Raw genomic sequence first — 25,249 nt, forward strand, 5'->3', positions numbered from 1 at the left:
GTGTTTGTTTCCTTGTTGGTGAGGGGACAGCCCGTCGGCTCTGGGGCCGACCTCCGGGCCTCGGCCCCGCCAGGACAGCCCACGGCCACCCGGTCAGAGCCCAGCCAAACATCTTAAGCCGCGCCAGCGTGGCCTCGCACGGGGACGAGCCAATCCCGTTCAACACTGTCGCGAACTGTTCAATTCAGGGCCCGCAGGGCGGGGCCCGGGGCCCGGGGCCCGCTGTGGGCGCTCAGGCCAGGCCGTCGACGGCCTGAAACAAGGCCTGCCGGGCTTGCTGGACGACCTGCTGCTTCCAGTCGTCGGTGTCGGTGTAGAAGGCCTCCAGCACCTGTTGTCGAATGGCATCGGCCTGCGCGCGGGGCGCCTCGGGGTGCAACTGCAGCCACTGCTCGGCGCGCAGCGCCTGCAGCACCACCATCGGCGGCTGGGTGCCGTACTCGAGCGCGATGCCGGTGATCTCGGCTTGCGGGCATTCCTGGTAGGCACTGTCCCACATCAGCCCGGTGAGGAAGGCCGAACTGGACGAGCCGTCGTAGATCGAGGTCACCGGGGTGGCGCCACCGCCGCCCCACCAGGCGCGCGCCCGGGCCACCGTGGCCGGGTCGTTGCGGCCGGCAAAAATGCGCTCGCCCACACCCGACGGCCCCAAGCCGGTGTGCACGTCGATCCAGCCCAGACGCCGGGCGCGCGTGGCGTGCTGCCGCAGCACCTGGCGCAGGGTCAAGTGGCTCCAGGTGGGCTGGTGCCCCCCAAAGAAAAGGCCTTGGGGAAATTCATGTTGGCCACGCGCCACCGCCGAGCGGAAGGCGTCTTCGCCGCGCTCGACCAGAAAGCGCTACAGGGCAGCCTGGTTGGCCGCGTCGGGCGGCCAGACCTCGGGCAGCAGCAGCGGCGCGAGTTCGCGGTAGTCGGGGTTGTCGGGCAGGGGCTGGCTGAAGTCCTGAAAATTGCGGTTCAGGTCGACGTTCTCATGCGTGACCCGCCGCCCATGCGAGAAGCCGTAGGGGTTGAGCGCGTGCACGTACAACACGGCCACGCCCGCGGCATGCGCATGGGCGCGCCACTCGGCGTCCTGCAGCGCAAACAACTGCACACCCGAACCGCAGTAGCCTTCGAGCCCATGGCAGCCACTGCTGAGGATCAGCACGGCCTGCGCGTCGGCCGGGCCGTCGCGCACCACGTCCATCGCCAGCACTTCGCCGTCGCGCCCGGGCAGCGGGTGAAGGTGCGATTGCGGTGGCAGCCCCAGCGCGTCGGCCGCCGCCAGGAAACGGCTGCGCGCCTCGCGGTAGCTGGCCGAAAACGCCTGCGCTGCGGCGGCCATGCTCAACGCACCGAGGTGGGCTGGCGGAACCAGGCCTCGACCAGCTGCACCCAGTAGGAGCCGCCCAGCGGGATCAGTTCGTCGTTGAAGTCGTAGCTCGGGTTGTGCAGCATGCACGGGCCGCCGCCATGGCCCATTTCGCGGTGCGTGCCATCGCCGTTGGCAATGAACAGGTACGCGCCCGGCTTGGCTTGCAGCATGTAGGAGAAGTCTTCGGCGCCCATGGTGGGCTCCTGGGCCAGCGCGCGCTCGGCGCCGACCACTTGCACCATGACCTGACGTGCCAGTTCGGCCTCGGCGGGGTGGTTGATGGTGGGCGGGTAATTGCGCACGAACTCGAAGTCGCACTCGGCATTGAAGGCCGCGCAGAGGTTGCGGGCGATGTCTTCCATGCGGGTTTCGATCAGGTCCAGTAGCTCGAGCGTGAAGGTGCGCACCGTGCCCTGCAGCTCGACGCTGTCGGGGATCACGTTGGTGGCTTCACCGGCGTGGATCATGGTGACCGAGATCACGCCCGCCTCGACCGGCTTCTTGTTGCGCGTGATGATGGTCTGGAAGGCCTGCACCATCTGGCAGGCCACCAGCACCGGGTCGATGCCGGTGTGCGGCAGGGCCGCGTGGCCGCCCTTGCCGCGCACGGTGATCTTGAACTCGTTGCTCGAGGCCATCACCGGGCCGGGGCTCACCGCCATGGTGCCCACCGGCATGCCCGGCCAGTTGTGCATGCCATAGACCACGTCCATGGGGAACTGCTCGAACAGGCCGTCGGCGATCATCTCGCGCGCGCCGCCACCGCCCTCTTCGGCCGGCTGGAAGATCACGTACACGGTGCCGTCAAAGTGGCGGTGCTGCGCCAGGTGCTGGGCCGCGGCCAGCAGCATGGCCACATGGCCGTCGTGGCCGCAGGCGTGCATCTTGCCGGGGTGGCGGCTGGCGTGCTCGAAGGTGTTGAACTCTTGCATCGGCAGGGCGTCCATGTCGGCGCGCAGGCCGATGGCACGCGGGCTGTCGCCGCCCTTGATGATGCCGACCACGCCCGTGGTGCCCAGGCCCCGGTGCACCGGGATGCCCCACTCGGTGAGCTTTTGCGCCACCAGGTCGGCGGTGCGTTGCTCCTCAAAACAGAGTTCGGGGTGGGCGTGGATGTCGCGGCGAACCGCAGCGATGCTCGCCGCCTGGGCCAGGATCGAGTCGATGACTTGCATGGTGATGTAGTAAACGCTGAATGTTTCAGTCTAGCAATCCTGCAAGTTCTGCGCCATCAGGGCAAATCCTCCACAATGACAACGATGATTTCCAACCACGCCCTTGAACTCGCGCAGACGCTGGTCCGGATGGACACGGTCAGCCGCAACTCCAACCTCACGCTGATCCACTTTGTGCGCGACGAACTCGCGCGCCTGGGGGTCTCAAGCCGCCTCACCTACAACGCCGACAAGACCAAGGCCAACCTGTTTGCCACCCTCGGCGAGGGCAAACCGGCCGGCGTGATCCTGTCGGGCCACACCGACACCGTGCCCTGGGACGGCCAGGCCTGGAGCCTGGACCCGCTGTCCGGCGCGGTGCAGGACGGCCGCCTGTACGGGCGCGGCTCGGCCGACATGAAGGCCTTCATCGGCCTGGCGCTGGCGCAGGCCGAGGCCTACCTCAACAGCCCGGCCCCGTTTGCCGTGCACCTGGCCCTGAGCTACGACGAAGAAGTGGGTTGCCTGGGCGTCAAGGAACTGATCGCCGACCTGCGCGACGCCGGCATCCGCCCACTGGCCTGCATCGTGGGCGAACCCACGCTGATGGTGCCGGCCATCGCCCACAAGGGCGTGTACCGCTACAAGTGCTGCGTGCGCGGCAAGGAGGCCCATTCCTCGCTGACCCCGCGCTCGGTCAACGCCATCGAAATGGCGGCCCGCCTGGTCGGCAAACTGCGCGACATGGCCGAGGGCTTTGAACAGCACGAAGCGCGTTACGACGGCTTTGATGTGCCCTACTCCACCGCCAGCGTGGGCCAGTTCCACGGCGGCATCGCCGACAACGTGGTGCCGCGCGACGCCGAGTTCCGCTACGAGTTCCGCAACCTGCCCACCGCCGACGCGGCCCAGATGCAGGCCGAGGTGCTGGCCCATGCGCGCGCGCTCGAGCCGCGCATGCAGCAGGTGGCGCCCGAGGCGGGCTTTCGCTTTGAGCCGATCTGCGAGGTGCCGGCGTTTCTCGGTTCGGCCGACGACGCCGTCACCCGCCTGGCCCAGCGCCTGGCCGGCGCCCAAGGCACCACGCTGGTGGCGTTCGGCACCGAAGCGGGGATCTTCAAGCAGGCCGGCATCCCCACCGTGGTGTGCGGGCCGGGCAGCATCGAGCAGGCCCACCAACCCGACGAGTACGTGAGCCTGGAGCAACTCGGCCGCTGCGAAACCTTCCTGCAAGGCCTGGCCGGGGTGCGCTCGGTGAGCGAACTGGTCTGACGCCCCACCGGGCCCGGCGTCCGCAGCGCCCGGCCCCACCCTGCGGGCTCAGGTTTGGACCGAGCCGTCACTCAACAAGGTTGACAGCTCGACAAAGCGCGACGCCTGGTGGTTCTGGCGGCTGAGCGAGATCGGAAAGCCCACCACCTGGCGCTGCCCCAGCGACTCCAGGCCTTCCACCAGCCCCTCGCGGCTCAGCGGGCCTTGCCGGGCGGCGGCCTTCAGGCCTTCCACCAGCACGGCGGCCGCGAGGTACCCCTCCAGGCTGGAGTGGTTGAGCTGCACCCGGTTGCCGCCCTGCAGCACGGCCTGGCGAAACCCCTGCGACAAGGCATGGGTGGCACTGTGCGGCGACGGCACCACCTGCGAAATCACCACCCCGGCGCCCTCCGGCCCCAGCGCGCGCGCCAGGGGCTGGGTGCCGACAAACGACACGTTGTGAAAAGTCCCGGTGTAGCCCGCCTTGCGCGATGCCCGCACAAAGGCGGCGCTGGCCTGGTAGGTGCAGGCCAACACCATGGCGTCGGGCTGGGCCACCACCAGGGTGCGCACGGCAGTGGCCACATCGAGCGAGTTGCGCTCCACCGTCGCCTGCGCCACCGAGCGCAACGCCGCCCCCTGCAGCGCCCGCGTCAGCGCCAGCAGCCCGGATTGGCCAAAGGCATCGTTTTGCAGCAGCACGCCCACGCGCCGGTGGCCGCGCCGCACGAGGTCGCTGACGATCAACTCGGCCTCGGCGTCATAGGAAGCCCGCACGTGGAACACCTGGCGGTTGAAAGGCTCGCGCAGCGCCCCCGCGCCACTGAGGGGCGCCACAAAGGGCAGGCGCGCCTGGGTGGCCAAGGGCAAGGCGGCCAGGCTGGTCGGGGTGCCGACGTAGCCGAACAGCGCAAACACCTCGTCCTGGATCAGGCGACGTGTGTTGTCTGCGCAACGGTCGGCCTCGTAACCGTCGTCCAGGATGCGCAGGGTCAGGGGCCGGCGCGCCACACCTCCGCGCGCGTTGACGCGCTCCAGCAGCAGTTGAGCGCCCTGCACGTACTGCAGGCCCAACTGCGCGGCCGGCCCGGTCAACGCCACCGACTGGCCCAGCACCAGCGCCCGGTCCGCCTCGGCGCGGACCAGCCCGGGCGCGGCCAGCAGCGCCGCCGTGCCCCAGGCAAAGCGGCGCCGGCTCGGGGCCTTGAACGCGGCGGACGGATCCATGACAAACTCCAGACAACGACAGACGCCAAGCTAACCGCTGCGCGACTGAATGACAATTCGGCGAAACACAAAGACTGCTTTAGATCACGATGAACAGCCCCGACGAGACCCAGGTGCGCGGCGCCTGCCCCCACGACTGCCCCGACACCTGCGCCCTGGTGACCACCGTGCGCGACGGTGTGGCCACCCGGGTGCAAGGCAACCCGGACCACCCGCTGACCGGCGGGGTGCTGTGCGCCAAAGTATCGCGCTACACCGAGCGCACCTACCACCCAGACCGCCTGTTGTACCCGCAAAAGCGTGTCGGTCCGAAGGGCGCCGGCCAGTTTCAACGGGTCAGCTGGGATGAGGCGCTGACCGACATCGCGGCCCGGCTTCAGGCCATCGCGGCACGCGATCCCGAGGCCGTACTGCCCTACAGCTACGCGGGCACCATGGGCCTGGTGCAGGGCGATGGCATGGCCGCGCGCTTTTTCAACCGCCTGGGGGCCAGCCGGCTGGACCAGACCATCTGCGCCTCGGCCGGCACGGCGGGGCTGATGAACACCCTGGGCGGCAAAGTGGGCATGAAGGTGCAGTTCTTCGCCGAAGCCAAGCTGATCCTGATCTGGGGCAGCAACTCGATTGGCAGCAACCTGCATTTCTGGCGCATTGCCCAAGAGGCCAAACGCCAGGGCGCGCGCCTGGTCTGCATCGACCCGCGGCGCACCGAAACCGCCGACAAATGCCATGAGCACATCGCGCTGCGGCCCGGCACCGACGCGGCGCTGGCGTTGGCCCTGATGCACGAGCTGATCCAGCACGACTGGCTGGACCACGACTACATCGCCCAGCACACCCTGGGCTGGGCCGAACTGCGCGAGCGCGCCCTGCAATGGCCGCCCGAGCGCGCGGCCGAGGTCTGCGGCGTGCCGGTCGAGCAGATCCAGCGCCTAGCCCGCGACTACGGCACCACCCAGCCGGCCGCCATCCGCCTCAATTACGGCATGCAGCGCGTGCACGGCGGCGGCAATGCGGTGCGCGCCGTGGCCTGCCTGCCGGCCCTGGTGGGCGCCTGGCGCCACCGGGGTGGCGGCTTGCTGCTGTCCAGCTCGGGCCAGTTCCCGGTGCAGCGCCAGGTCTTGCAGCGGCCCGACCTGCTGGGCGAGCGCCGCCCGCGCCTGATCAACATGTCCACCATCGGTGACGACCTGCTGCGCCCGGCCTCGCCCGACTTCGGTCCGGCCATCGAGGCCCTGGTGGTCTACAACAGCAACCCGGTCGCGGTGGCGCCCGAATCGGCCAAGGTGGTGGCGGGCTTCCAGCGCGAGGACCTGTTCACCGTGGTGCTGGAGCACTTCCAGACCGACACCGCCGACCACGCCGACTACCTGCTGCCCGCCACCACCCAGCTCGAACACTGGGACGTGCACCTGGCCTACGGCCACACCGACGTGCTGCTCAACCGCCCCGCCATCGCCCCGGTCGGCGAGGCCCTGCCCAACAGCGAGATCTTCCGCCGCCTGGCACAGAAGATGGGCTTCGACGACGCCTGCTTGGCCGAAGACGACCAGACCCTGTGCCGCCAGGCCTTTGGCGAGCAGGTGAACTTCGACACCCTGCTGGCCCAGGGCTTTGCCAGCCTGCCGCTGCCCGACGCGCCGTTTGCACACGGCGGCTTCCCAACGCCGTCGGGGCGCTGCGAGTTCCTCAACCCGCAACTGGTGGCGCAAGGCCTGGACGGCCTGCCCCAGCACCTGCCGAACCGCGAGCTGCCCGACCCCCACGGGCCCTGGCCGCTGGCCATGATTTCGCCGCCGGCGCGCAACTTCCTGAACTCCACCTTCGTCAACGTGAACAGCCTCAGCAAGCTCGAAACCGAGCCACTGCTGGAGATCCACCCCGACGACGCGGCGGCACGCCAGATCCGCCACGGCGACGTGGTGCGCGTGTTCAACGCCCGGGGCGAATACCACTGCAAGGCCGACGTCAGCGAACGCGCCCGCCCCGGCGTGGTGGTGGGCCTGGGCCTGTGGTGGCGCAAGATGGGGCTCAACGGCACCAACGTGAACCAGCTCACCGGCCAGGCCCTGACCGACATGGGCCGCGGCCCCACCTTCTACGACTGCGCAGTGCAGGTCAGCGCGCTGGCCTGACGCCACACCGCCGCCCGGAGGGCCCCGGGCGGCACCCACCCCTGAAAAAATTTTTGACATCAAATGAGATTGATTCTCATTTGTGTGCATAATAGGGCCCAGCCAGCCCCGTGTGGCGCCGCAGGACCCCAAGGTCCCCGCCCCGCACCGGACCACGCCAGAGTTCAACCAGAGCCACCGCCATGTCCATGCACAACGCCCTGTCACTTTCGTTTCATGACGCCGTCTCGACCCCGGACCGGATCACCGCAGCGTCCCGCCCCCACGGCGCCGAGCCGCTGCGCGAGCTGCCGAGCCAGGCCCTGCTGGGCGGACAAAAGGCGGTGGAGATCGTGCACAACGGCCTGCGCTACAAGCTGCAAGCCACCCGCCTGGGCAAGTTGATCCTGACCAAATGAGTTTCATCGTGGGGCGACTCAGGGACGTTCATCCGTCCCCCAAAGTCGTTTTGGCCAGCCATCGTCGGCACCGACACCGGTGACCACGACCAGCCAAGCCTTTTTTCCCCACCCCTACAGCGACCCAGCACCGGGGGCAGACCCGCCGCCCCCGGCCGCCTGCCGTCCCTGACCCCCCAGCCTCCCAGGCCACCCACGCCAGCGCGCGGCGGCCTGGGTTTTTGTCCCCTGCGTGACTCACGGGCCCCTCCGGACGGCCGCGCCCGCGGCTGGGGCCCAAGCGCTCCCGGCCAGACGGCGCAGTCACCTCTACACTGACGCCCGTGCGCCAGCGGCCTCGCCTGGCGTGGGCCCCGCCCAGCCTGGTCGGGAGCCGCTCATCCTTGCTCGTCCCCAGGAGATGCCCCGATGTTGTTCGCCCCCAGCCGTCACCGCCTGTGCACGACCGCCGTGTGCACAACCGCCCTGTGGCTGACCAGCCTGTGGTGGCCCTGGCAGGGCGCCGCCCACGCGGCTTCGGCCGCCCCGGTGGCCGCCGAACAGGGCATGGTGGTCACGGCCCAGCACCTGGCGACCAAGATCGGGGTGTCGGTGCTGCAGCAAGGCGGCAACGCGGTCGACGCCGCGGTGGCCGTGGGCTACGCGCTGGCGGTGGTTTACCCGGCGGCAGGCAACCTGGGCGGCGGCGGCTTCATGACGCTGCAACTGGCCGATGGCCGCAAAACCTTCCTCGACTTCCGCGAAAAGGCCCCGCTGGCCGCCACGCCGCACATGTACCTGGACCGCCAGGGCAACGTCATCAAAGGCCTGAGCACACGCGGTCACCTCGCGGTGGGGGTGCCCGGCAGCGTGTCCGGCCTGGAAACGGCCCGCGAGAAGTACGGCACCCTGACCCGCGCCGCGCTGCTGGCCCCCGCCATCCAGCTGGCCGAAGACGGCTTCGTGCTCGACCAGGGCGACGTCGACATGCTGCACAGCGCCACCGCCGACCTGCGCCAGGACCCGGCCAGCGCTGCCATCTTCCTGAAGCAGGGCGAGCCCTACCAAGTGGGCGACAAGCTGGTGCAAAAGGACCTGGCCCGCACGCTGCGCCAGATCAGCGAGCAAGGCGCCGCGGGCTTCTACCAGGGCCCGTTTGCCCAGGCCCTGACTCAAGCCAGCCAGGCCGGCGGCGGCCTCATCACCCAGGCCGACCTGGACCAGTACCAGACCCGCGAACGTGCGCCCATCCAGTGCCAATACCGCGGCTACCAGGTGGTGTCGGCGCCGCCGCCCAGCTCGGGCGGGGTGATCCTGTGCGAGATCCTCAACATCCTGGAGGGCTACCCGCTCAAGGAGCTGGGATTTCGCTCGGCCCAGGCGGTGCACTACCAGATCGAGGCCATGCGCCACGCTTACGTCGACCGCAACAGCTACCTCGGCGACCCCGACTTTGTCAGCAACCCGATCGAGCGCCTGACCGACAAAGGCTACGCGGCCCAGATCCGCGCCGCCATCCACCCCCACAAGGCCGGGGTGTCCAAGGACATCAAGCCGGGCGTGCCCCCGCACGAGGGCAGCAACACCACCCACTACTCGATCGCCGACCGCTGGGGCAATGTGGTGGCCGTCACCTACACACTGAACGACTGGTTCGGCGCCCGCCTCACCGTGCCGGGCACCGGCGTGCTGCTGAACAACGAGATGGACGACTTCACCGTCAAGGTCGGGGTGCCCAACATTTATGGCCTGGTGCAAGGCGAGCGCAACGCCATCGCCCCGGGCAAGCGCCCGCTGTCGTCGATGAGCCCCACCGTCGTCACCAAGGACCAGCAGCCCGTGATGGTGCTGGGCACCCCGGGTGGCAGCCGCATCATCACCGCGGTGCTGCACACCTTGATCAATGTGATCGACTACGGCATGAACGTGCAGGAGGCGGTGGACGCCCCGCGCTTTCACCAGCAATGGATGCCCGACGTGACCTTCGTCGAGCCCTATGCCCTGTCGCCCGACACCCGGCGCCTGCTGGAGGCCGCGGGCCACCAACTGGGCCAGCCACAGCAGGCCAACCACTTGGCCGCGGTGCTGATTGGCGCCCCCACGCTGGGGGGCAAGCCGGTGGGCAAAAACCGTTTCTACGGCGCCAACGACCCGCGCCGCAACACCGGCCTGGCACTGGGCTACTGACGCCAGGCGGCCCCACCGCCGGCCGCGGGGGGGCCGCACCCGCACCCGCCCCCACACCCACGCCCGCACTCGCTTCGTCGCCGGTGCCTGCGCCAGCCCCGCCGGCCTGCCGGCCCGCCGCGCGGGACTCGCCACACGGGCCCGGGGTTTCAACGGCTTTGTCATCACACCCGGCGGTCAGGCTGGGCACAATGGCGCCAGCCCCCCGCCCTCCTCCTTTTTGCGCTGATGGAACGCCATGCAAGCCCTGCAAAACATCAACCTCGTGTCCCTGGCCGACTCGCTGCTGAGCCTCAGCACCGCCTTTGTGATGGGCGGGCTGATCGGGCTGGAACGCCAGTTTCGCCAGCGCACCGCCGGCCTGCGCACCAATGTGCTGGTGGCGGTGGGCGCGGCCATCTTTGTGGACATGGCCAACCGGCTCGGTGGCAGTGACGGCGCGGTGCGGGTGATTGCCTATGTGGTGTCGGGCATCGGCTTCTTGGGCGCCGGCGTGATCATGCGCGAAGAGGGCAGCGTGCGCGGCCTCAACACCGCCGCCACGCTGTGGGCCTCGGCCGCGGTGGGCGCCTGCGCGGGTTCGGACCTGGTGGTGGAAGCCTTCGTCGGCACCCTGTTTGTATTGGCCGCCAACACCTTGCTGCGCCCGGTGGTGGACCGCATCAACCGCCAACCTCTGGCCACGCCCTCGGTCGAGGTCACCTGCACGGTCTACCTGATCACCCCACGCGAACACCAGAAGCAAGCCATGTCCCTGCTGCACCAATTGCTGGAGCAGTGGCAGCACCCGCTGCGTGACCTGTCGGTGCATGCCTTCGGCGAGCACGAGGTGGAGATCGAGGCCACGCTGTCAGCCACCTCCATCGAAGGCAGCGAACTCAACGCCCTGGTGGCCAAGCTGAAGAGCGAGGCCTTTGTGCACCAGGCCTTCTGGAGCCCCAGCACCACCGAATGAGGCTGACCGCCCCCTCGGGCCCGGCCCGGTGCGGTGCCGTCTGGGGGCCGGGCGGGGGCCCCTGCGGGGCGCCCGCTGCAACCCTTGCCTCAGGTCAAATGGCGGGGGGCCCGCCCGGCCTACAGTGTGCGAAAAGGGGCGGACCTCCCGCCCCATGTCGGAGACTGTTTTGCTCGCTGCCTACATCACCCACGCCGACTGCAGCCGCCACGAGATGGGCCCGGACCACCCCGAATGCCCTGAGCGCCTGGCCGCCATCCACGACCACCTGCTGATCAAGGGCCTGCTCGACTACATGCAGCCCTACGACGCCCCGCTGGCCACGCCCGAGCAACTGGGCCGCGCCCATGCCTCGCTGTACGTCAGCGAGATCCTGGCCGCGTCGCCCCGCGAGGGCTACCGCGCGGTCGACCCCGACACCCAAATGAACCCGCACACCGTCACCGCCGCGCTGCGCGCCGCTGGCGCAGCCGTCCAGGCCACCGATCTGGTGCTGAACCGCGAGGTGGCGGCGGCCTTTTGCTGCGTGCGCCCGCCCGGCCACCACGCAGCCTACCGGCAGGCGATGGGCTTTTGCTTTTTCAACAACGCGGCGGTGGGTGTGCGCCACGCGCTGGACGTGCACGGCCTGAGCCGGGTGGCGCTGATCGACTTTGACGTGCACCACGGCAACGGCAGCGAGGACATCTTCGAGGGTGACGAGCGCGTGCTGATGTGCTCCATCTACGAAAAAGGCCTGTACCCTTACCCCGACGAGGTGCCCAATCGGCCCGGCATGGTCCATGTGGGCCTGCCCGCGCGATCGGGGCGTGACGCCTTCCGCGACGCCGTGACCCAGCACTGGCTGCCCGCGCTGGAGGCCTTTGCGCCCGAACTGATCTACATCTCGGCGGGCTTTGACGCCCACCGCGACGACGACATGGGCAACCTGGCTCTGCTCGAAGCCGACTACGAATGGGTGACCCAGCAACTGATGGCGGTGGCCCGCCGCCACTGCCAGGGGCGCATCATCTCCTGCCTGGAGGGCGGCTATGTGCTCAGCCCCCTGGCCCGCAGTGCGGGTGCCCACGTCAAAGTGCTGATTGGCGCCGACTGATTTTTGAGCGAGCATGGCAGCTGCCAGCAACGCCCACGACCGACCGCGACGGACCCCATGGACAAACACTACCTGACCGCCCTTTTCTCGCCCGACTCCATCGTCGTGTTCGCCCCCACCGCGGGCGACGGCGAGCCACTGCCCGCCCACACCCAGGCCCTGCAGGAGGCCATCAAGGCGCAGCGCTACACCGGCACCCTGCGCTTCATCGACATCCACACCACGGGCACGCTGGCCGACCTGGCGCAGACCAAGGCCGACCTGGCCATCATCGCGCTGGTGCCACACGACGTGGGCGCGGCGCTGGAGGTGGCGGCACGGCTCAGCTGCAAGGCGGCGCTGGTGATCTCCAGCGGCATCAGCGCCGAGCAGGCGCTGCAGCTGCGCAAGATCGCGCTGCGCGAGGGCATCCACCTGCTGGGGCCCAACTGCCAGGGGTTTCAGCGCCCGCCGCTGCAGCTCAACGCCAGCATCAGCGGCCCCCTGGCGCGCACCGGCACGCTGGCCCTGGTGTCGCAGTCGGGGTCGCTGACGGCGTCGATGCTGGACTGGGCGCGCAACAACGCGGTGGGGTTTTCCACCGTGGTGTCGCTGGGGCCCAACACCGTGGTCGACATGGCCGATGTGCTCGACTTCCTGGCCAACGACGGCAAGACGCACAGCATCATCGTGTACCTGGAGGGCATCTCCAACGCGCGCCGCTTCATGAGCGCGCTGCGCTCGGCCGCCAACGCCAAGCCGGTGGTGGTGCTCAAAGCCGGCCGCAAGCCCGCCGGCAATGAGGCCGCCCAGACGCACAGCGGCGCCATCGTGGGCAGCGACGACGTGTTCGACGCCGCGCTGCGCCGCGCCGGTGCCGTGCGGGTGCGCTCGTTTGTCGAGCTGTTCTCGGCCGCCAAATGCCTGGCCTCGCGCTACCGCCCCGTGGGGCGGCGCCTGGCCATCGTCACCAACGGCGGCGGCCCCGGCGTGCTGGCCGCCGACTGGGTCAATGAGATCAAGCTGGAGCTGGGTCGCCTGTCGCCCGAGTCGGTGCAGGCGCTGCGCCCGCAGCTGCCCGCACTGGCCTCGCTGACCGACCTGATCGACCTGTCCGAGGACGCCAGCCCCGAGCATTTCAGTGCCGCGGTGGCCGCCGCCAACAAAGACCGCCAGATCGACGGCGTGCTGGTCATCTGCTCGCCCAAGGTCGGCGTGGACGCCCAGGCCATCGCGCAGGCCGTGGCCCAGCTCAAGCCCCAGATGGGCAAGCCGCTGCTGGCCTGCTGGATGGGCGACAACCAGGTGGTGCCGGCGCGCGGGGTGCTCAACGAGGCCTTGATCCCCAGCTTCCGCACCCCCGAAGCGGCGGTGGGCGCCTTTGGCAACCTGGCGGCCTTCTACCAAAACCAGCAGCTGCTGCAACAAACCCCGCCGCCCTTGTCTGCCCTGGCCAAGCCCGACCTGGAGGGCGCGCGCCTGGTGATCGAGAGCGTGCTGTCCGAGCGGCGCAAGGTGCTGACCGAGATGGAGTCCAAGACCCTGCTGTCGGCCTTCCACATCCCGGTCACCCACACGGTGCTGGTGCGCAACGCCAACGAGGCCATGATGACGGCCACGCAGATGGGCTTTCCGGTGGCGCTGAAGATCGACTCGCCCGACATCAGCCACAAGTCCGATGTGCAGGGCGTGGTGCTCAACCTGATGAACGCGGTCAGCGTGCGCGACGCCTACAACGACATGCTCGAGCGCGTGGCCCGGCTGCAACCGCAGGCGCGCATCAACGGCGCCACGGTGCAGAAGATGGCGCGCTCGCGCCGCGGCCGCGAGATCTGCATCGGCCTGCTGACCGACGACCCCTTTGGCCCGGTGATCACCTTCGGCGCGGGCGGCACCATGATCGAGCTGATCGACGACCGCGCCGTCGAGCTGCCACCGCTGAACCAGTTCCTGGCGCGGCGCCTGATCGACCGCGCCCGGGTGGCCGAAACCCTGGGCGACTGGCGCGGCGCCAGCGCCGTCGACCAGGAGGCGCTGGAGCAGGTGCTGCTGCGCGTGTCAGAAATGGTCTGTGAGCTGCCCCAGCTGCGCGAGATGGACATCAACCCCATCATCGTGGACCAGGACGGGGCGGTGGCGGTGGACGCGCGCATCGTGATCGACAGCGCCCCGCAGGCCGCCAGCGGCCGCCAAAGCAACTACCAGCACCTGGCCATCCTGCCCTACCCGGCCCGCTACGAGCACGTGCTGCCGCTGCGCGGGGGGGGCGAGTACACGGTGCGCCCGATCCACCCCGACGACGCACAGATGCTGCAGGAGCTGGTGCACGGCCTGTCGCAAGAAAGCCGGTACTTCCGCTTTGTGTCGTCGATGACCGAGCTGCCGCCCTCGATGCTGGCGCGCTTCACGCTGATCGACTACGACCGCGAGATGGCGCTGGTGGCGGTGGTCAAGCAGCGCAGCATCGACGACCAGGGCGAGGTGCAGGAGCGCGAGCGCATCGTCGGTGTGTCGCGCTACATCACCAACCCCGACCAGACCAGCTGTGAGTTCTCGCTGGTGGTGGCCGACGACTTCAATGGCAAGGGCCTGGGCTCACGCCTGATGGAAGCCATCATGGACGTGGCCCGCGAGAAGGGCCTGTCGGAGATCGACGGCCTGGTGCTGGCCAACAACCAGCCCATGCTCAAGCTGATGCGCAGCCTGGGCTTCAGCGTCAAGGCCTTCCCGGAAGACCCCGAGTTCAAACTCGTGACCCACGCGCTGTGAGGGTTTGTGGCCCCCGAGCCGGGGCCTGAGCCGGGTCGTCGGCAGCCCCCGGCGCCGCGGCCGCCAGTGACCTGGCCTGATCACGCCGTGCCCGGTGCTTGCGCCACCAGATCAGCACGCCCGTGATGCTGAGCATGGCCACCACCAGGCCCATGACCGAGATCAGGATGCGCCCCGGCAGGCCCAGGATGCGCCCCGAGTGCAGCGGAAACTGCGCCTGCACAAACAGGTCGGCAGCGCTGCCTTCCCAGGGCACGCGCTGGCCCAGCACGCGGCCGTCACTGGCGTCGATGAACAGGGTGCGGTGACCCACCCCGCCAGCGCCGTGGCCGTCCTCGGGGCGGTAGAACTGCACGCCATACAGGTCGTACAAAGCCGCGTGGTAGACCGAGCCCACCGGCTCGGTCCAGCCGCGCGCGCGGGCCTGGCCTTGCGCCGCTTGCAAGGCCTGTGCGTAGTCGAGTCGCGGCGCCACCCCACCGGGCTGGCTGGACGGGGTGCGCTGCTCAAACGGCGTGGGCGTGACCTCGGACACCAGCGACATGACCGGAAAAAACACCTCGCGGTACAGGTTCAGCGAGAACGCCGTGAAGGCCAGCACGAACAGCAGCGCCCAGGTCCACAGGCTGCCGGCGCGGTGCAGGTCAAAGTTGAGCTTGCTGGCCCCGCCCTGCCAACGCACGCGCCACGCCGGTTGCCAGCGCGCCCACCAGGACTTGCCGCCCGAGGCAGGGCGTGAAGCCGTGGCGGCGCCCGCCCCGCGGCGGGCCGCGGAAGCCCCCGCCGGGCCGGCCCGGCGCGCGGGTGGCAGCGTGAGGTAAAAGCCGGTGAAGCAGTCCACCGTCCAGAACACCGCCACCACGCCCATCAGCCACACGCCCCAGCGGTCAATGCCGCCCCAGGCCGGCAGGTGCAGGCTGTAGTGCAGCACGTACAGGAAGGACACCAGGTTCTCGCGCCCCAGCGGCCACACGGCGCCCCACTGGCGCCGCCCCAGTTCGGCCCCGGTGACCGGGTCGATGAAGACCTGGTTGAAACCGGGCTCTGCCAGCGCCCCGGTCACCGGGTCGGGTCGGGGCTCGACGCCAAACGCCAGCGCGTGCCCGGGCTCGACCGCCATCGGCACGTAGCTGACCTTGACCTGCGGGTGGCGCTGTTCGATCTCGGCCACCCATTGCAGCGCGGGCGGCGCGGGGCCGCGTCCCGGCGCCTCGTTGAGGTGCGGGTTGAGCCATTCGTCCAGCTCGTGGTCCCAGGAGATCACGGCCCCGGTCAGGCCCGCGATGACCAGGAACACGGCCATCGCCAAGCCCACCCAGCGGTGCACCGCCACCAGTGCGGCGCGCATCAGCGGGCCCCTCCGGCCAGGGGGTTCATCAATAACGCCATTGCAGGCTCACATTCACGTTGCGCGGCGCGCCGTAGTAGCCCTGGGCCCAGTACAGGCTGTTGAGGTACTTGCGGTCTGTCAGGTTGTTGATGTTGAGCGTGGCGCTCCACTGGCGGTTGATGTCGTAGCGCGCCATCAAGCCCAGCAGCGCATAGGCCGACTGGCGCGTGACGATGGCCTGACCCGAGGCCGTGGTCACGCCCTGGTCACGCCAGATGTCGCCCTGCCAGCGCAGGTTGGCCCCCACCTTGAGGCCCGGCACCTGCGGCACCTGCACGCTGGTGGCCAGGCGCAGGGTCTGGCGCGGCACATAGGTGCGCGCGTCGGCGCCGGTGTTGTCGTTGCGGATGCGCATCTGGGTGTAGCCCGCGCTCAGCTCCCAGTCGGGGCGGATGCGGCCGGCCACGTCCAGCTCAAAGCCGGTCGAGGTGGCGTCCACACCGCGGTACACCAGGGTGCTGTCCACGTAGGTGCTGGTGGCCTCGGCGGTGTTCTTTTGCTGCGTGCGGAACACGCTGGCCGAGGCGTTCAGGCGCTTGTCCAGCCACTCGCCCTTGATGCCGCCCTCGAGGTTGCGGCCTTGCACCGGCGCCAGCGGCTGCAGGTTGGCACCCACCTGGGTCTGCGGGTTGAAGATGCCCGCGTAGCTGGCGTACAGCGAGTGCTGCGCGTCCAGCGCGTAGGTGGCGCCCAGGAACGGCGAAGCCTTGGTCTGGTCGTAGCGGTGCGCCACGCCGTAGTTCTGTCCGGTGCTTTCCACCTGGGTCACATTGGCCCCAGTCATCAGCTTGAGCCGGTCGCTGAGGTTCCAGCGCGCAGTGGCGTACAGGCTTTGGCGGCGGATCACAAAGTCCGCCTGGTTGGACGAGGCCGTGAAGCTGGGCATCGTGTACTGGCCGGTCCAGTTGACCAACGCCGGCAAGGCCGTGCCAATGTCATTGCCATACAGCGACAGCTGACGCATGTCGCTGCGCGCGCTGCTGGCCCCCAGCACCAACTCGTGCTGGCGGCCCGCCAAGGCAAACGGCCCGCTGGCATAGACGTCGAGCACGTTCTGCTTTTCGGCACTGCGGAAGTACGAGGGGTAGCTGTACAGCCCCAGCCCCGTGCTGGCATTGGGCGTGCCGTAGGCATAGAACAAATTGCCCTCCGAGCGCAGCACGCGGTGGTTGAAGGCGGCCTTGAGCGACCAGCCCTGCCCCAGGGCCTGGCTCAGCTCGACAAACTGGCGCGTGTCGGTGGTGTTCCAGTACGACCAGTTGGCCGAGGTGCTGGTGGACACCGCGTAATTCGTGGCCGAGCCATCGCTGTTGAACAGCGGCAAGGCGCCCCACAGGCTGCCGCGCGGGGTGTTCTTTTGGTAAGCCACGCCAGCGGTCAGCCGCGTGCCTGCGCCCAGGTCGGCCTCGATCACCCCCGACAACACCTGCTTGTGCAGCGAATAGCGGTCGAGGTAGCTGTTTTTGTCCTCGTCGGCCACCACCAGGCGGCCCCGCACCGTGCCCGCCTCGTTGAGCGGGCCCGACAGATCCGCGTCGACGCGGCGCTGGTTCCAGCTGCCCAGGGTCAGGCCGGTGCTGGCCTGGAATTCACGGGTCGGCCGCTTGCGCACAAAGTTGATCGTGGCCGACGGGTTGCCCGTCGATGACGTCAGGCCATTGGCCCCCCGCAGCACTTCGACCCGGTCGTAAATGGCCGTGTCCAGGTCGCCGTCCTGGCCGCCGTTGGTGAACGGCAGACCCAGGCCATCGACCTGGAAATTGGTCACGTCAAAGCCGCGCGCCGAGTAGTAAGTGCGGTCGGTTTCAATGCGTTCGACGTTGATGCCCGTGGCCATGTCCAGCACCTCGTTGGCGCTGCGCAGGCCAAAGTCATCCATCTGCGAGCGCGTGATCACGCTGATCGACTGCGGCGTGTCGCGCAGCGACAAGTCCAACCGCGTGGCCGTGGACGCCGCGCGCACCGTGTACGCCCCCGTGCCTTCGGTGGCCGTGTCGGGGGCCTCTTTGATCTGGACTTCGCGCAGGCTGGCAGCGGCACTGGGGTTGGCGGTCGCTGTCGCGGTGGTGGCGGTGGCGGTGGCCGTCGTCGCAGCCGACTGCGCCCAAGCCGCCGGCCAAGCAGCCCCCACAGCCAGGGCGCCAAGCGCCAGGCGCACGGCCTGAGAGGAACGAGAGGCACGCCAGCTGGGTCGCGCAGCGTGCACAGTCTTTAACTTGCTAATAAGAATCATTCTCGAATTCTAATGAGAATGATTCCTAGTACGCAAGTGGAAGAGTGGATGAGGTGAGGACTTGTTGAGGCCCTTCTACAGCGGGTGGCTCCGGCGCTTTGGAGCGGTGTCCAACGGCTGTGAGGCGCTCGGAGATTGTTCGATTCGCGAGTGGAATTGGGCCTACCAACCACCGCAACCGTGCCGACCCACCGTAGGGATGGCTGTCGAACACAGGACAGATTGCGATGCCCAACGCAACCCAACAAGCGGGATCACGCGAAGTTTTGCAATCACCTGAGGTCGGTGGGCGACCTGCGCCGTTTGGATGGTCTGTCTGTAGAGGGATTCATTGGCGGCACAGCGGTGACACAGCCCCCACCGCACATTGCCGTCGCACTTTTCTGCGTGCCTCATGGGGCAGTTAACCCTGACAACACCGTGGTCGCATTCCTGACCGTTTTCTGAGCTGCCTATGCGGCAGTGAACCGGGAACCAGCTTCCAACCCTTGGGCACGGCTTTTCTGAGCTGCCTATGGGGCAGTGAGCCGCATCATGGGCTGGGCGCCTGGCTCAGTGATTTTCTGAGCTGCCTATGCGGCAGTGAACAAAGCGCCGCCCCTGCCCCAGTCGCAGCTGATTTTCTGAGCTGCCTATGCGGCAGTGAACGCAAATGTGCCCGCGTCTGGGCCTCCCTGCCTTTTCTGAGCTGCCTATGCGGCAGTGAACCAGTGAGCGTGTCCGGGCATGGGCTCGCACGTTTTCTGAGCTGCCTATGCGGCAGTGAACGCCAGAACCTCGGGGGAGACCTCTTTTGAGCGTTTCTGAGCTGCCTATGCGGCAGTGAACGTTTTTCAGGCGGTTTGGGCCGACTTTGAGCATTTCTGAGCTGCCTATGCGGCAGTGAACAAACTCGCCCTGGAGCACGCGCAATACACGCATTTCTGAGCTGCCTATGCGGCAGTGAACACGGCCTCCACGCGCCGCAGCTCCCGCCAAACTTTCTGAGCTGCCTATGCGGCAGTGAACTGGATGCGCTCGAACTGGTAGACCATCACATTTTTCTGAGCTGCCTATGCGGCAGTGAACCGCGGAGCCCCAGCACGATGGAACACCCCATTTTTCTGAGCTGCCTATGCGGCAGTGAACGTGCAGTTATCGTGATTTCTATGGTTCTTGGCTTTCTGAGCTGCCTATGCGGCTGTGAACCGCGGCAAGCTGCGGCGCCACCACGGGCGGCATTTCTGAGCTGCCTATGCGGCAGTGAACGACGAGGATTTTTTGCTCTTTGGCACCGCTGTTTTCTGAGCTGCCTTTGCGGCAGTGAACCACAACTCCGGCACCGGCGCGCTGACCGTGCTTTTCTGAGCTGCCTATGCGGCAGTGAACGCATTGATCGACGCAGAGCGATACTGGTTTGATTTCTGAGCTGCCTATGCGGCAGTGAACGCTCGGCGCAGTTCTATGCCACCTTCTCGGCTTTTCTGAGCTGCCTATGCGGCAGTGAACTTTGCGGATGGCCGCGTTGCGATCGGTGCCCATTTCTGAGCTGCCTATGCGGCAGTGAACCAGGCCGCCATTCTTGCCGGCTCTCCGTTCACTTTCTGAGCTGCCTATGCGGCAGTGAACAAGCGCACCGTGGGCGGCAAGCGCGGGCGCGTTTTCTGAGCTGCCTATGCGGCAGTGAACGACTTCTACATCATCACGCAAGAGCCCGAGCTTTTCTGAGCTGCCTATGCGGCAGTGAACGTGTGGGCCCGCATTCGGGCGGCCCTGGCGAGTTTCTGAGCTGCCTATGCGGCAGTGAACACCCCCACGTAAAGACCGAAAGGACGGCATCATTTCTGAGCTGCCTATGCGGCAGTGAACCCTCGGACATTGCCGTCCTTGAGCTGGAGGATTTTCTGAGCTGCCTATGCGGCAGTGAACCCACTCGCTGACGACGGCGATGCGCTGCGGCTTTTCTGAGCTGCCTATGCGGCAGTGAACGTTGGCAGAGCGCATCCGGTCGGAGCCGGTCATTTCTGAGCTGCCTATGCGGCAGTGAACTCATGATGCGTTGCCTCCATTCTGTTGGGTGGTTTCTGAGCTGCCTATGCGGCAGTGAACTTGGCAAACGTGGCATAGCCGGGTACGTTCTTTTTCTGAGCTGCCTATGCGGCAGTGAACGTGGTGGTGCGGAGTTCGGCGTCTTTGCCGAGTTTCTGAGCTGCCTATGCGGCAGTGAACATTCAGCGGTGGGAGTCCAGGTGCCACGGATATTTCTGAGCTGCCTATGCGGCAGTGAACGGCCTGGGGAACCTCCCCACGGTTCTGCAGTGTTTCTGAGCTGCCTATGCGGCAGTGAACTTGACCGATGTGATCTATCGCATCTCCCCCACTTTCTGAGCTGCCTATGCGGCAGTGAACGTAGGCATCGCATCCGTCCATCGTTTCTACTTTTTCTGAGCTGCCTATGCGGCAGTGAACCCAACATCGACAAGCAGGCGGCTGCGTTGGAATTTCTGAGCTGCCTATGCGGCAGTGAACCCGGTGACGGCGCCGAGCGTCCAATCTTTGATTTTCTGAGCTGCCTATGCGGCAGTGAACCGGAATTTGGCGCCCATGGTGTCGGCGGACCATTTCTGAGCTGCCTATGCGGCAGTGAACAGCCAAGCAAAGGAATGATCGCCAGGACAACGTTTCTGAGCTGCCTATGCGGCAGTGAACGAGCTCACCGCGGCGCAGAACTCGGCCAGCCATTTCTGAGCTGCCTATGCGGCAGTGAACATTGCAGCGCTCCGGATCGTGTGAGTGATGCTTTTCTGAGCTGCCTATGCGGCAGTGAACAGGATCCGGGTTATTGGCCTAGCCCATATCTTTTTCTGAGCTGCCTATGCGGCAGTGAACCTTTTCGTCCTGATCTACTTCCTTTCCAGACTTTTCTGAGCTGCCTATGCGGCAGTGAACGCCCGGCTGCATGCCACCATTGATGAGGCCAATTTCTGAGCTGCCTATGCGGCAGTGAACACGTGTGAACGCGGTCAGCAAGGCCCTGGATTTTTCTGAGCTGCCTATGCGGCAGTGAACTCAAGTCGACTCTTGCTAAGTCATTGAATCTCAAAGCAAAAGCAACAACCCGCAGACAAAACCCAAGTTTTAATCAACGCGTGCAAGTCCTTGATTCACAAGGACTTGCACGGGCGCTGGAAAAAAGGGTCAGAACCAGGGCGTGGTGGCCGTGGTGCTCAATCCATAAGCATTGAAGTCGCCATGTACCGGGTCGGCCTGCACTGGCCCCAGGCGCAAGAACATCAAAAAGCGCTGCCCAGTGCTGGCACTTTGAACCGACAGGAATGGCAGGCTCAAGGTCTCCGCCGCACTGTCGGGCACCCGTTCACGGGCTTGTTCAGGTGTCAAACCATGGCGCTTCATCTGGCGACGGCGCAGGCGCTCAGGGTTGCTCTTGGCTTGAACACGGGACAGTCGCCGGTGCTCTGCGCTCACCGGAACAGGTGCCAACACCGGATCCACCGTCACATGGTCCGCCATGCCCTTCAGCCAAGGACTGGCCATGAGTTGAGCCAAAGCATCCGGTGAGCCAAACACACGCAGGGTTTGTCCAAGTCCCAGGGGCCGATCGCTGTAGCCAGGAAACCCCACTGCCAAGCCTTGGCTCTGCAACTGCACCAATGCACGGTGCAGCTTGGCATACAAGGCGGTTAACAAGTGATGAGGCGCAAACTCAGGATCGGGCAACAAATGGACGTCAAGGTAATGCGTCAGCATGGGGGCCTCAATCCTTACCTGCGTCGCCAAAAACACCACCACGAATCAGGGTGGCTATCACAAAGTGCTGCTGCTCCAAAGCGGGCACCTTGTCTTTGAGCAGCCAGTTGTCCAACAGGTTGTAGAAGTCGATCTTGTCAGCGGGCTTGCGGCACGCTTTGCCCAACGTGGTGATGGAGCCGTAGGGTTCCACGGCGATCGGGCCCACCTCGGCCACCTCTGGATGCCAGGTGTCAATGGTGCGGATGGCATTGCCCAACTTCTGGGAGTGAATGCCCGCCACGCCGCTCACGGTATACAGCGTCTTGCTTTTGCCCGAGCTGGCCTTGTCCAGAATCAGCTCTTGTGACGGATAGACTTCCTGACCGGATCCCAAACGGGCGAACGCCGTGACCTGCAGCAACACATGGCTCTGACCATTCAAGCCGGAGGCGATCAAATCACCCAGCTCCTGCAAGGCTTCGGCGGCAACGCCTGGGGTGAAATCGCGCAGCGACAAGCCCAGGCCATCAAACGTCCAGCTGCTTTGCGGCGCGCCATTGACCATGTGCTGGACCAAGACCTCCACCTGTTCGGCACCCACCCGATTGCGCCACAGGAATCGGCCGTTGGCCAGGTTGTAGGCATAGCGTGAGGCCAGCTCCGCGAAGCCGACACGCTGCACATAGTCACGCACGGTGCCCAACAGTTTGGCCTGGTAGTCCGCGTTGTTGCAGGCATTCGGGGTCCCGGCACCACTCAAAACGCGCAACGAGAAAGTCACTTTCAAGGTGTCAGCGTCTGCGGGCAAAGTGGCGACATCCACAGTTTGCAGGTTAGGGTTCTCGATGGCTGCGTCGAGCTTGGCAGCGTCTTGGTCTTTGGTCTTGAGGCGATTGGAAATGGTGCCGCGCACCGACTTTTCGCGAACCACCACAGGCGCCCACCCGGACTCGCTTTGTCGCGCATTCCAAAGGCCGGAGAACAGCAGCGCATCTGAGGGGTCCAACTTGCGCTCAAAAGCCAGAACGGAAGCGGTCTTGAGGGTCGTGTTTGTAGCCATGATGTGAATTCCTAGAATTTGTACGAATGGGGGTCAAGCGTCGGTTTCCAGCGCTTGATCACTTGGGTTGAAGTCGTTGCAGCAGCGGTAGGTCGTGTGAGGGCCATCGCCCTCCACACGGGCGTACCAGAACAAGTCGTCAAGGTTCCGGAGGCGGTGCGGGCTGACCCACTGGCCCATGGACCAGATGGTCTCCACAAAGCGAAACGGCGTTCGGTTGTCACGCGCACCAGCCACAGCGCCTGGTGCAAACAAGTCCGACAGCGCGGCATAGCCCACAGGAATGGGCACCGTCCACCCCACACGCCCATCGGTTTGCCATGTGACGGCCCCGTCCTCACCTGATTGGACAGCGCGGTGATTCCATCGCGACAAGTCCAACCAAGCGTCCAGCGCAGTGGCTCCGGTCGCACCTTCCGCATGCAGGCCGGCCAACCGCGCTCGCAGCAGATCATCGCGCGACACCAGGGCAAAACCGGGTAGGCAGGTGCGCGCCAGTTTGCGCAGTTGCTGCCGTTGCGCGAGTTCATCTTCGGCCTCCAGCTCCAGATAGGGCTTGGGGCGTCGTCCACGGGCACCCGGCAAGGCCGGCATGACACTGCCACCAGCCAAACGCATACCCGCCAACTCGAGCACCACGCGGTCCAACAGTTGCTGGCGTTCAGCATCATCAAGTCGAGCTGAAGCAATGCGCACACTGAAAACCAAGGTCAGCTCCAGGTGTACACGCCCCTCCTCCACGATGCCTGCGGTACTGCCATCTGCCCCCACAGGGTTGCGAGTGAGGTGGAAGGCCCGAGTGAATCCACCGGTGGTGACCTGAGCCTCGAAGTCGTGACAGATCACCCCGACAGCCTTGAACTGAACACCCCATTCAGGCCCCAGTCGGCGCTCCAAAGCCGTCATCAAACCCAAGAAGGCGGTCATGGCCGGGAAACCCCAAGTCAGGGGACTTGAGATGGCATTCGCGTTCTGGACCCGCAAACGAGGCACCACCAGCAAGGCCCAATGCTCGGGCGAGTTGATTGACTCTGCGTTCATGCCTGCTCCCGTTCGACGGCACGCAGCGCTTCTCGCGCCAATTTGCGCCAGACAGCAAACTCATCGTCGCCGACGGGCAAGAGGCTGCGAAGCTGGGCATTGAGCCAACGCGCAAAGTCCGCGGCAACCGCGTCACCCGCATCTGGCTCGATACCGGACACAGGAGTGAAGTCTTCTGGATCCAACCAGGCACGTTGGGCTGCTGGAAGCTCGCATTCGCTCGACTGGGTCCAGCCAGGTTCAAGCCCGAGAAGTTCGGCTTGAAACTGGATCAACTCATCCACCAGGGCCTCGACCGTGTCGCGCACACGCCGCCGAGTGACCTCGTTGGCGGGCGGTTGTCCCTCCAGAAACCGTCGCAACTGACGTGTCGGCTGTTGGACGCTGGGGCGTCGCCCCCACACCTCGAACAAGCTGCGCACACCCCACAGAGGACGCACTGCCGCTGACTTCCAGACCGGGGGAACCGAGGCCAGCAGACAGTTGTCGCCACGCCGCTCGCTGTTCAACTGGCTGATGTTCTGCGGCTTGGTTCCGCCCAGTTTCTGGATTGCCAGATCGGGATACTCACGCACCGGACGAGGGTGATACGACCCTTCTTTGCGCGCTGCACGTGCCGCTTTGGCCTCGTCACTGAAGCGATCATCCTGCAGTTGTTGGTACACCCGGTGTACCAGTGAGGTGGGGTACAGAGGCGCTAGCAGGTGGTAAGCGCCGTCGTCGTGCGCGGACCGCGTTTCGTCGTCGAGCAACCAGTAAAGTTGCTTGGCATTGGTGTGACTGCTGAGCTTTGATCGACCGGCCGCCAGACCTGCGAAAGCCGCGGCCCATTCACGGCCCAACGTCTCATCTTCACTGAAAGCTGCCACCAAGTCGGCGTCACCCGACACGGACAGGTCCAGCAAACTCTGCCCCTCGTGACTGAGTTTCAAGAATTTGTAAACGTCCAGTGCCGCTGCATTGCCCACCACATCCGAGTCGAAAGACTCGCCGAGGCAGTGGCTACCAACCCAATCACCCTCGAGCAGTGCCTTCGGTGGTCGGTACAAACTGCTGCCCTTGGCATCGGGGTGGATCGGTTTCAGTGAATGCGTGACAGCCTGAATCTGCTGGACACGGCGGGCCGCATCCTCCAGCCACACCGCAGGCTGAAACTGCGCCTGAAGTTCTGTTCGTTTGGGGTCTTCGGAGGGCAGCTTCTCTAGCTTGCCACTCAGACGCTCGATAAGAAAGTCGGAGATCAATGCGCGAAGCGCATGGGCTCTCGGTTCTGATGCTGACATGTTTATCCCTGAGTTAAAAAGTTTGA

At 66.3% G+C, this 25,249-nt stretch carries 15 protein-coding genes, 1 pseudogene and 1 CRISPR repeat array; of the genes and pseudogenes, 7 read left to right on the forward strand and 9 right to left on the reverse strand.

Features of this window, described 5'->3' with window-relative positions:
- Positions 1-232: 232 nt before the first annotated feature.
- Positions 233-1,327 (reverse strand): annotated as a pseudogene (locus PSQ40_RS16460) (M14 family metallopeptidase).
- Positions 1,328-1,329: 2 nt separating this feature from the next.
- A complete protein-coding gene (locus tag PSQ40_RS16465; protein ID WP_273952965.1) occupies positions 1,330-2,532 on the reverse strand; it encodes a M20 aminoacylase family protein in 1,203 nt (400 codons plus the stop codon).
- Between the two features lie 84 nt (positions 2,533-2,616).
- Here PSQ40_RS16465 and argE point away from each other — a divergent pair, with 84 nt between their 5' ends.
- Positions 2,617-3,783: an acetylornithine deacetylase gene (argE, locus tag PSQ40_RS16470; RefSeq protein ID WP_273952967.1), complete on the forward strand. Its 1,167-nt coding sequence runs from the start codon at positions 2,617-2,619 to the stop codon at positions 3,781-3,783.
- A gap of 48 nt (positions 3,784-3,831) precedes the next feature.
- Here the strand turns inward: argE and PSQ40_RS16475 are convergent, their stop codons facing one another.
- Entirely contained in the window at positions 3,832-4,989 is a 1,158-nt protein-coding gene (locus tag PSQ40_RS16475; protein ID WP_273952969.1) for an ABC transporter substrate-binding protein, read from the reverse strand.
- An 89-nt stretch (positions 4,990-5,078) separates the two neighbouring features.
- Between PSQ40_RS16475 and PSQ40_RS16480 the strand changes: the two genes are divergently transcribed.
- From PSQ40_RS16480 to PSQ40_RS16505, 6 genes are all read left to right on the forward strand, one after another.
- Positions 5,079-7,124 (forward strand): molybdopterin-containing oxidoreductase family protein, encoded by a 2,046-nt coding sequence (locus PSQ40_RS16480; protein WP_273952970.1) that lies wholly within the window; start codon positions 5,079-5,081, stop codon positions 7,122-7,124.
- Positions 7,125-7,306: 182 nt separating this feature from the next.
- A complete protein-coding gene (gene hemP / locus PSQ40_RS16485) occupies positions 7,307-7,522 on the forward strand; it encodes a hemin uptake protein HemP (protein ID WP_273952972.1) in 216 nt (71 codons plus the stop codon).
- Between the two features lie 408 nt (positions 7,523-7,930).
- On the forward strand, positions 7,931-9,688 hold the full coding sequence (ggt, locus tag PSQ40_RS16490; protein ID WP_273952973.1) for a gamma-glutamyltransferase: 1,758 nt from the start codon (positions 7,931-7,933) through the stop codon (positions 9,686-9,688).
- A 238-nt stretch (positions 9,689-9,926) separates the two neighbouring features.
- A complete protein-coding gene (locus PSQ40_RS16495; protein WP_273952974.1) occupies positions 9,927-10,643 on the forward strand; it encodes an MgtC/SapB family protein in 717 nt (238 codons plus the stop codon).
- 169 nt (positions 10,644-10,812) lie between these two features.
- Positions 10,813-11,739: a histone deacetylase family protein gene (locus PSQ40_RS16500; RefSeq protein WP_273953065.1), complete on the forward strand. Its 927-nt coding sequence runs from the start codon at positions 10,813-10,815 to the stop codon at positions 11,737-11,739.
- 57 nt (positions 11,740-11,796) lie between these two features.
- Positions 11,797-14,487, forward strand: coding sequence for a bifunctional acetate--CoA ligase family protein/GNAT family N-acetyltransferase (locus PSQ40_RS16505; RefSeq protein ID WP_273952976.1), 2,691 nt, complete (start codon positions 11,797-11,799; stop codon positions 14,485-14,487).
- On the opposite strand, the gene PSQ40_RS16510 is transcribed toward PSQ40_RS16505, so the two are convergent.
- The 6 genes from PSQ40_RS16510 to csy1 form a co-directional block, all read right to left on the reverse strand.
- Positions 14,462-15,835, reverse strand: coding sequence for a PepSY-associated TM helix domain-containing protein (locus tag PSQ40_RS16510; protein ID WP_273952978.1), 1,374 nt, complete (start codon positions 15,833-15,835; stop codon positions 14,462-14,464). The genes PSQ40_RS16505 and PSQ40_RS16510 overlap by 26 nt on opposite strands.
- A 28-nt stretch (positions 15,836-15,863) precedes the next feature.
- On the reverse strand, positions 15,864-18,035 hold the full coding sequence (locus PSQ40_RS16515) for a TonB-dependent siderophore receptor (protein WP_273952980.1): 2,172 nt from the start codon (positions 18,033-18,035) through the stop codon (positions 15,864-15,866).
- Between the two features lie 515 nt (positions 18,036-18,550).
- Positions 18,551-21,158: direct repeats of the CRISPR family, unit length 28 nt; unit sequence TTTCTGAGCTGCCTATGCGGCAGTGAAC.
- Between the two features lie 129 nt (positions 21,159-21,287).
- On the reverse strand, positions 21,288-21,857 hold the full coding sequence (cas6f, locus tag PSQ40_RS16520; RefSeq protein ID WP_273952982.1) for a type I-F CRISPR-associated endoribonuclease Cas6/Csy4: 570 nt from the start codon (positions 21,855-21,857) through the stop codon (positions 21,288-21,290).
- A gap of 7 nt (positions 21,858-21,864) precedes the next feature.
- Entirely contained in the window at positions 21,865-22,899 is a 1,035-nt protein-coding gene (csy3, locus tag PSQ40_RS16525) for a type I-F CRISPR-associated protein Csy3 (protein WP_273952984.1), read from the reverse strand.
- 33 nt (positions 22,900-22,932) lie between these two features.
- Positions 22,933-23,940 carry a type I-F CRISPR-associated protein Csy2 gene (gene csy2, locus PSQ40_RS16530; RefSeq protein WP_273952986.1) on the reverse strand — a complete coding sequence of 336 codons (1,008 nt, stop codon included), beginning with the start codon at positions 23,938-23,940 and terminating at the stop codon, positions 22,933-22,935.
- Positions 23,937-25,223: a type I-F CRISPR-associated protein Csy1 gene (csy1, locus tag PSQ40_RS16535; protein ID WP_273952987.1), complete on the reverse strand. Its 1,287-nt coding sequence runs from the start codon at positions 25,221-25,223 to the stop codon at positions 23,937-23,939. Before csy1 ends, csy2 begins: the two co-directional genes overlap by 4 nt.
- Positions 25,224-25,249 lie beyond the last annotated feature (26 nt).

It is taken from the genome of Curvibacter cyanobacteriorum, from assembly GCF_028649475.1.
GTDB lineage: Bacteria > Pseudomonadota > Gammaproteobacteria > Burkholderiales > Burkholderiaceae_C > Curvibacter > Curvibacter cyanobacteriorum.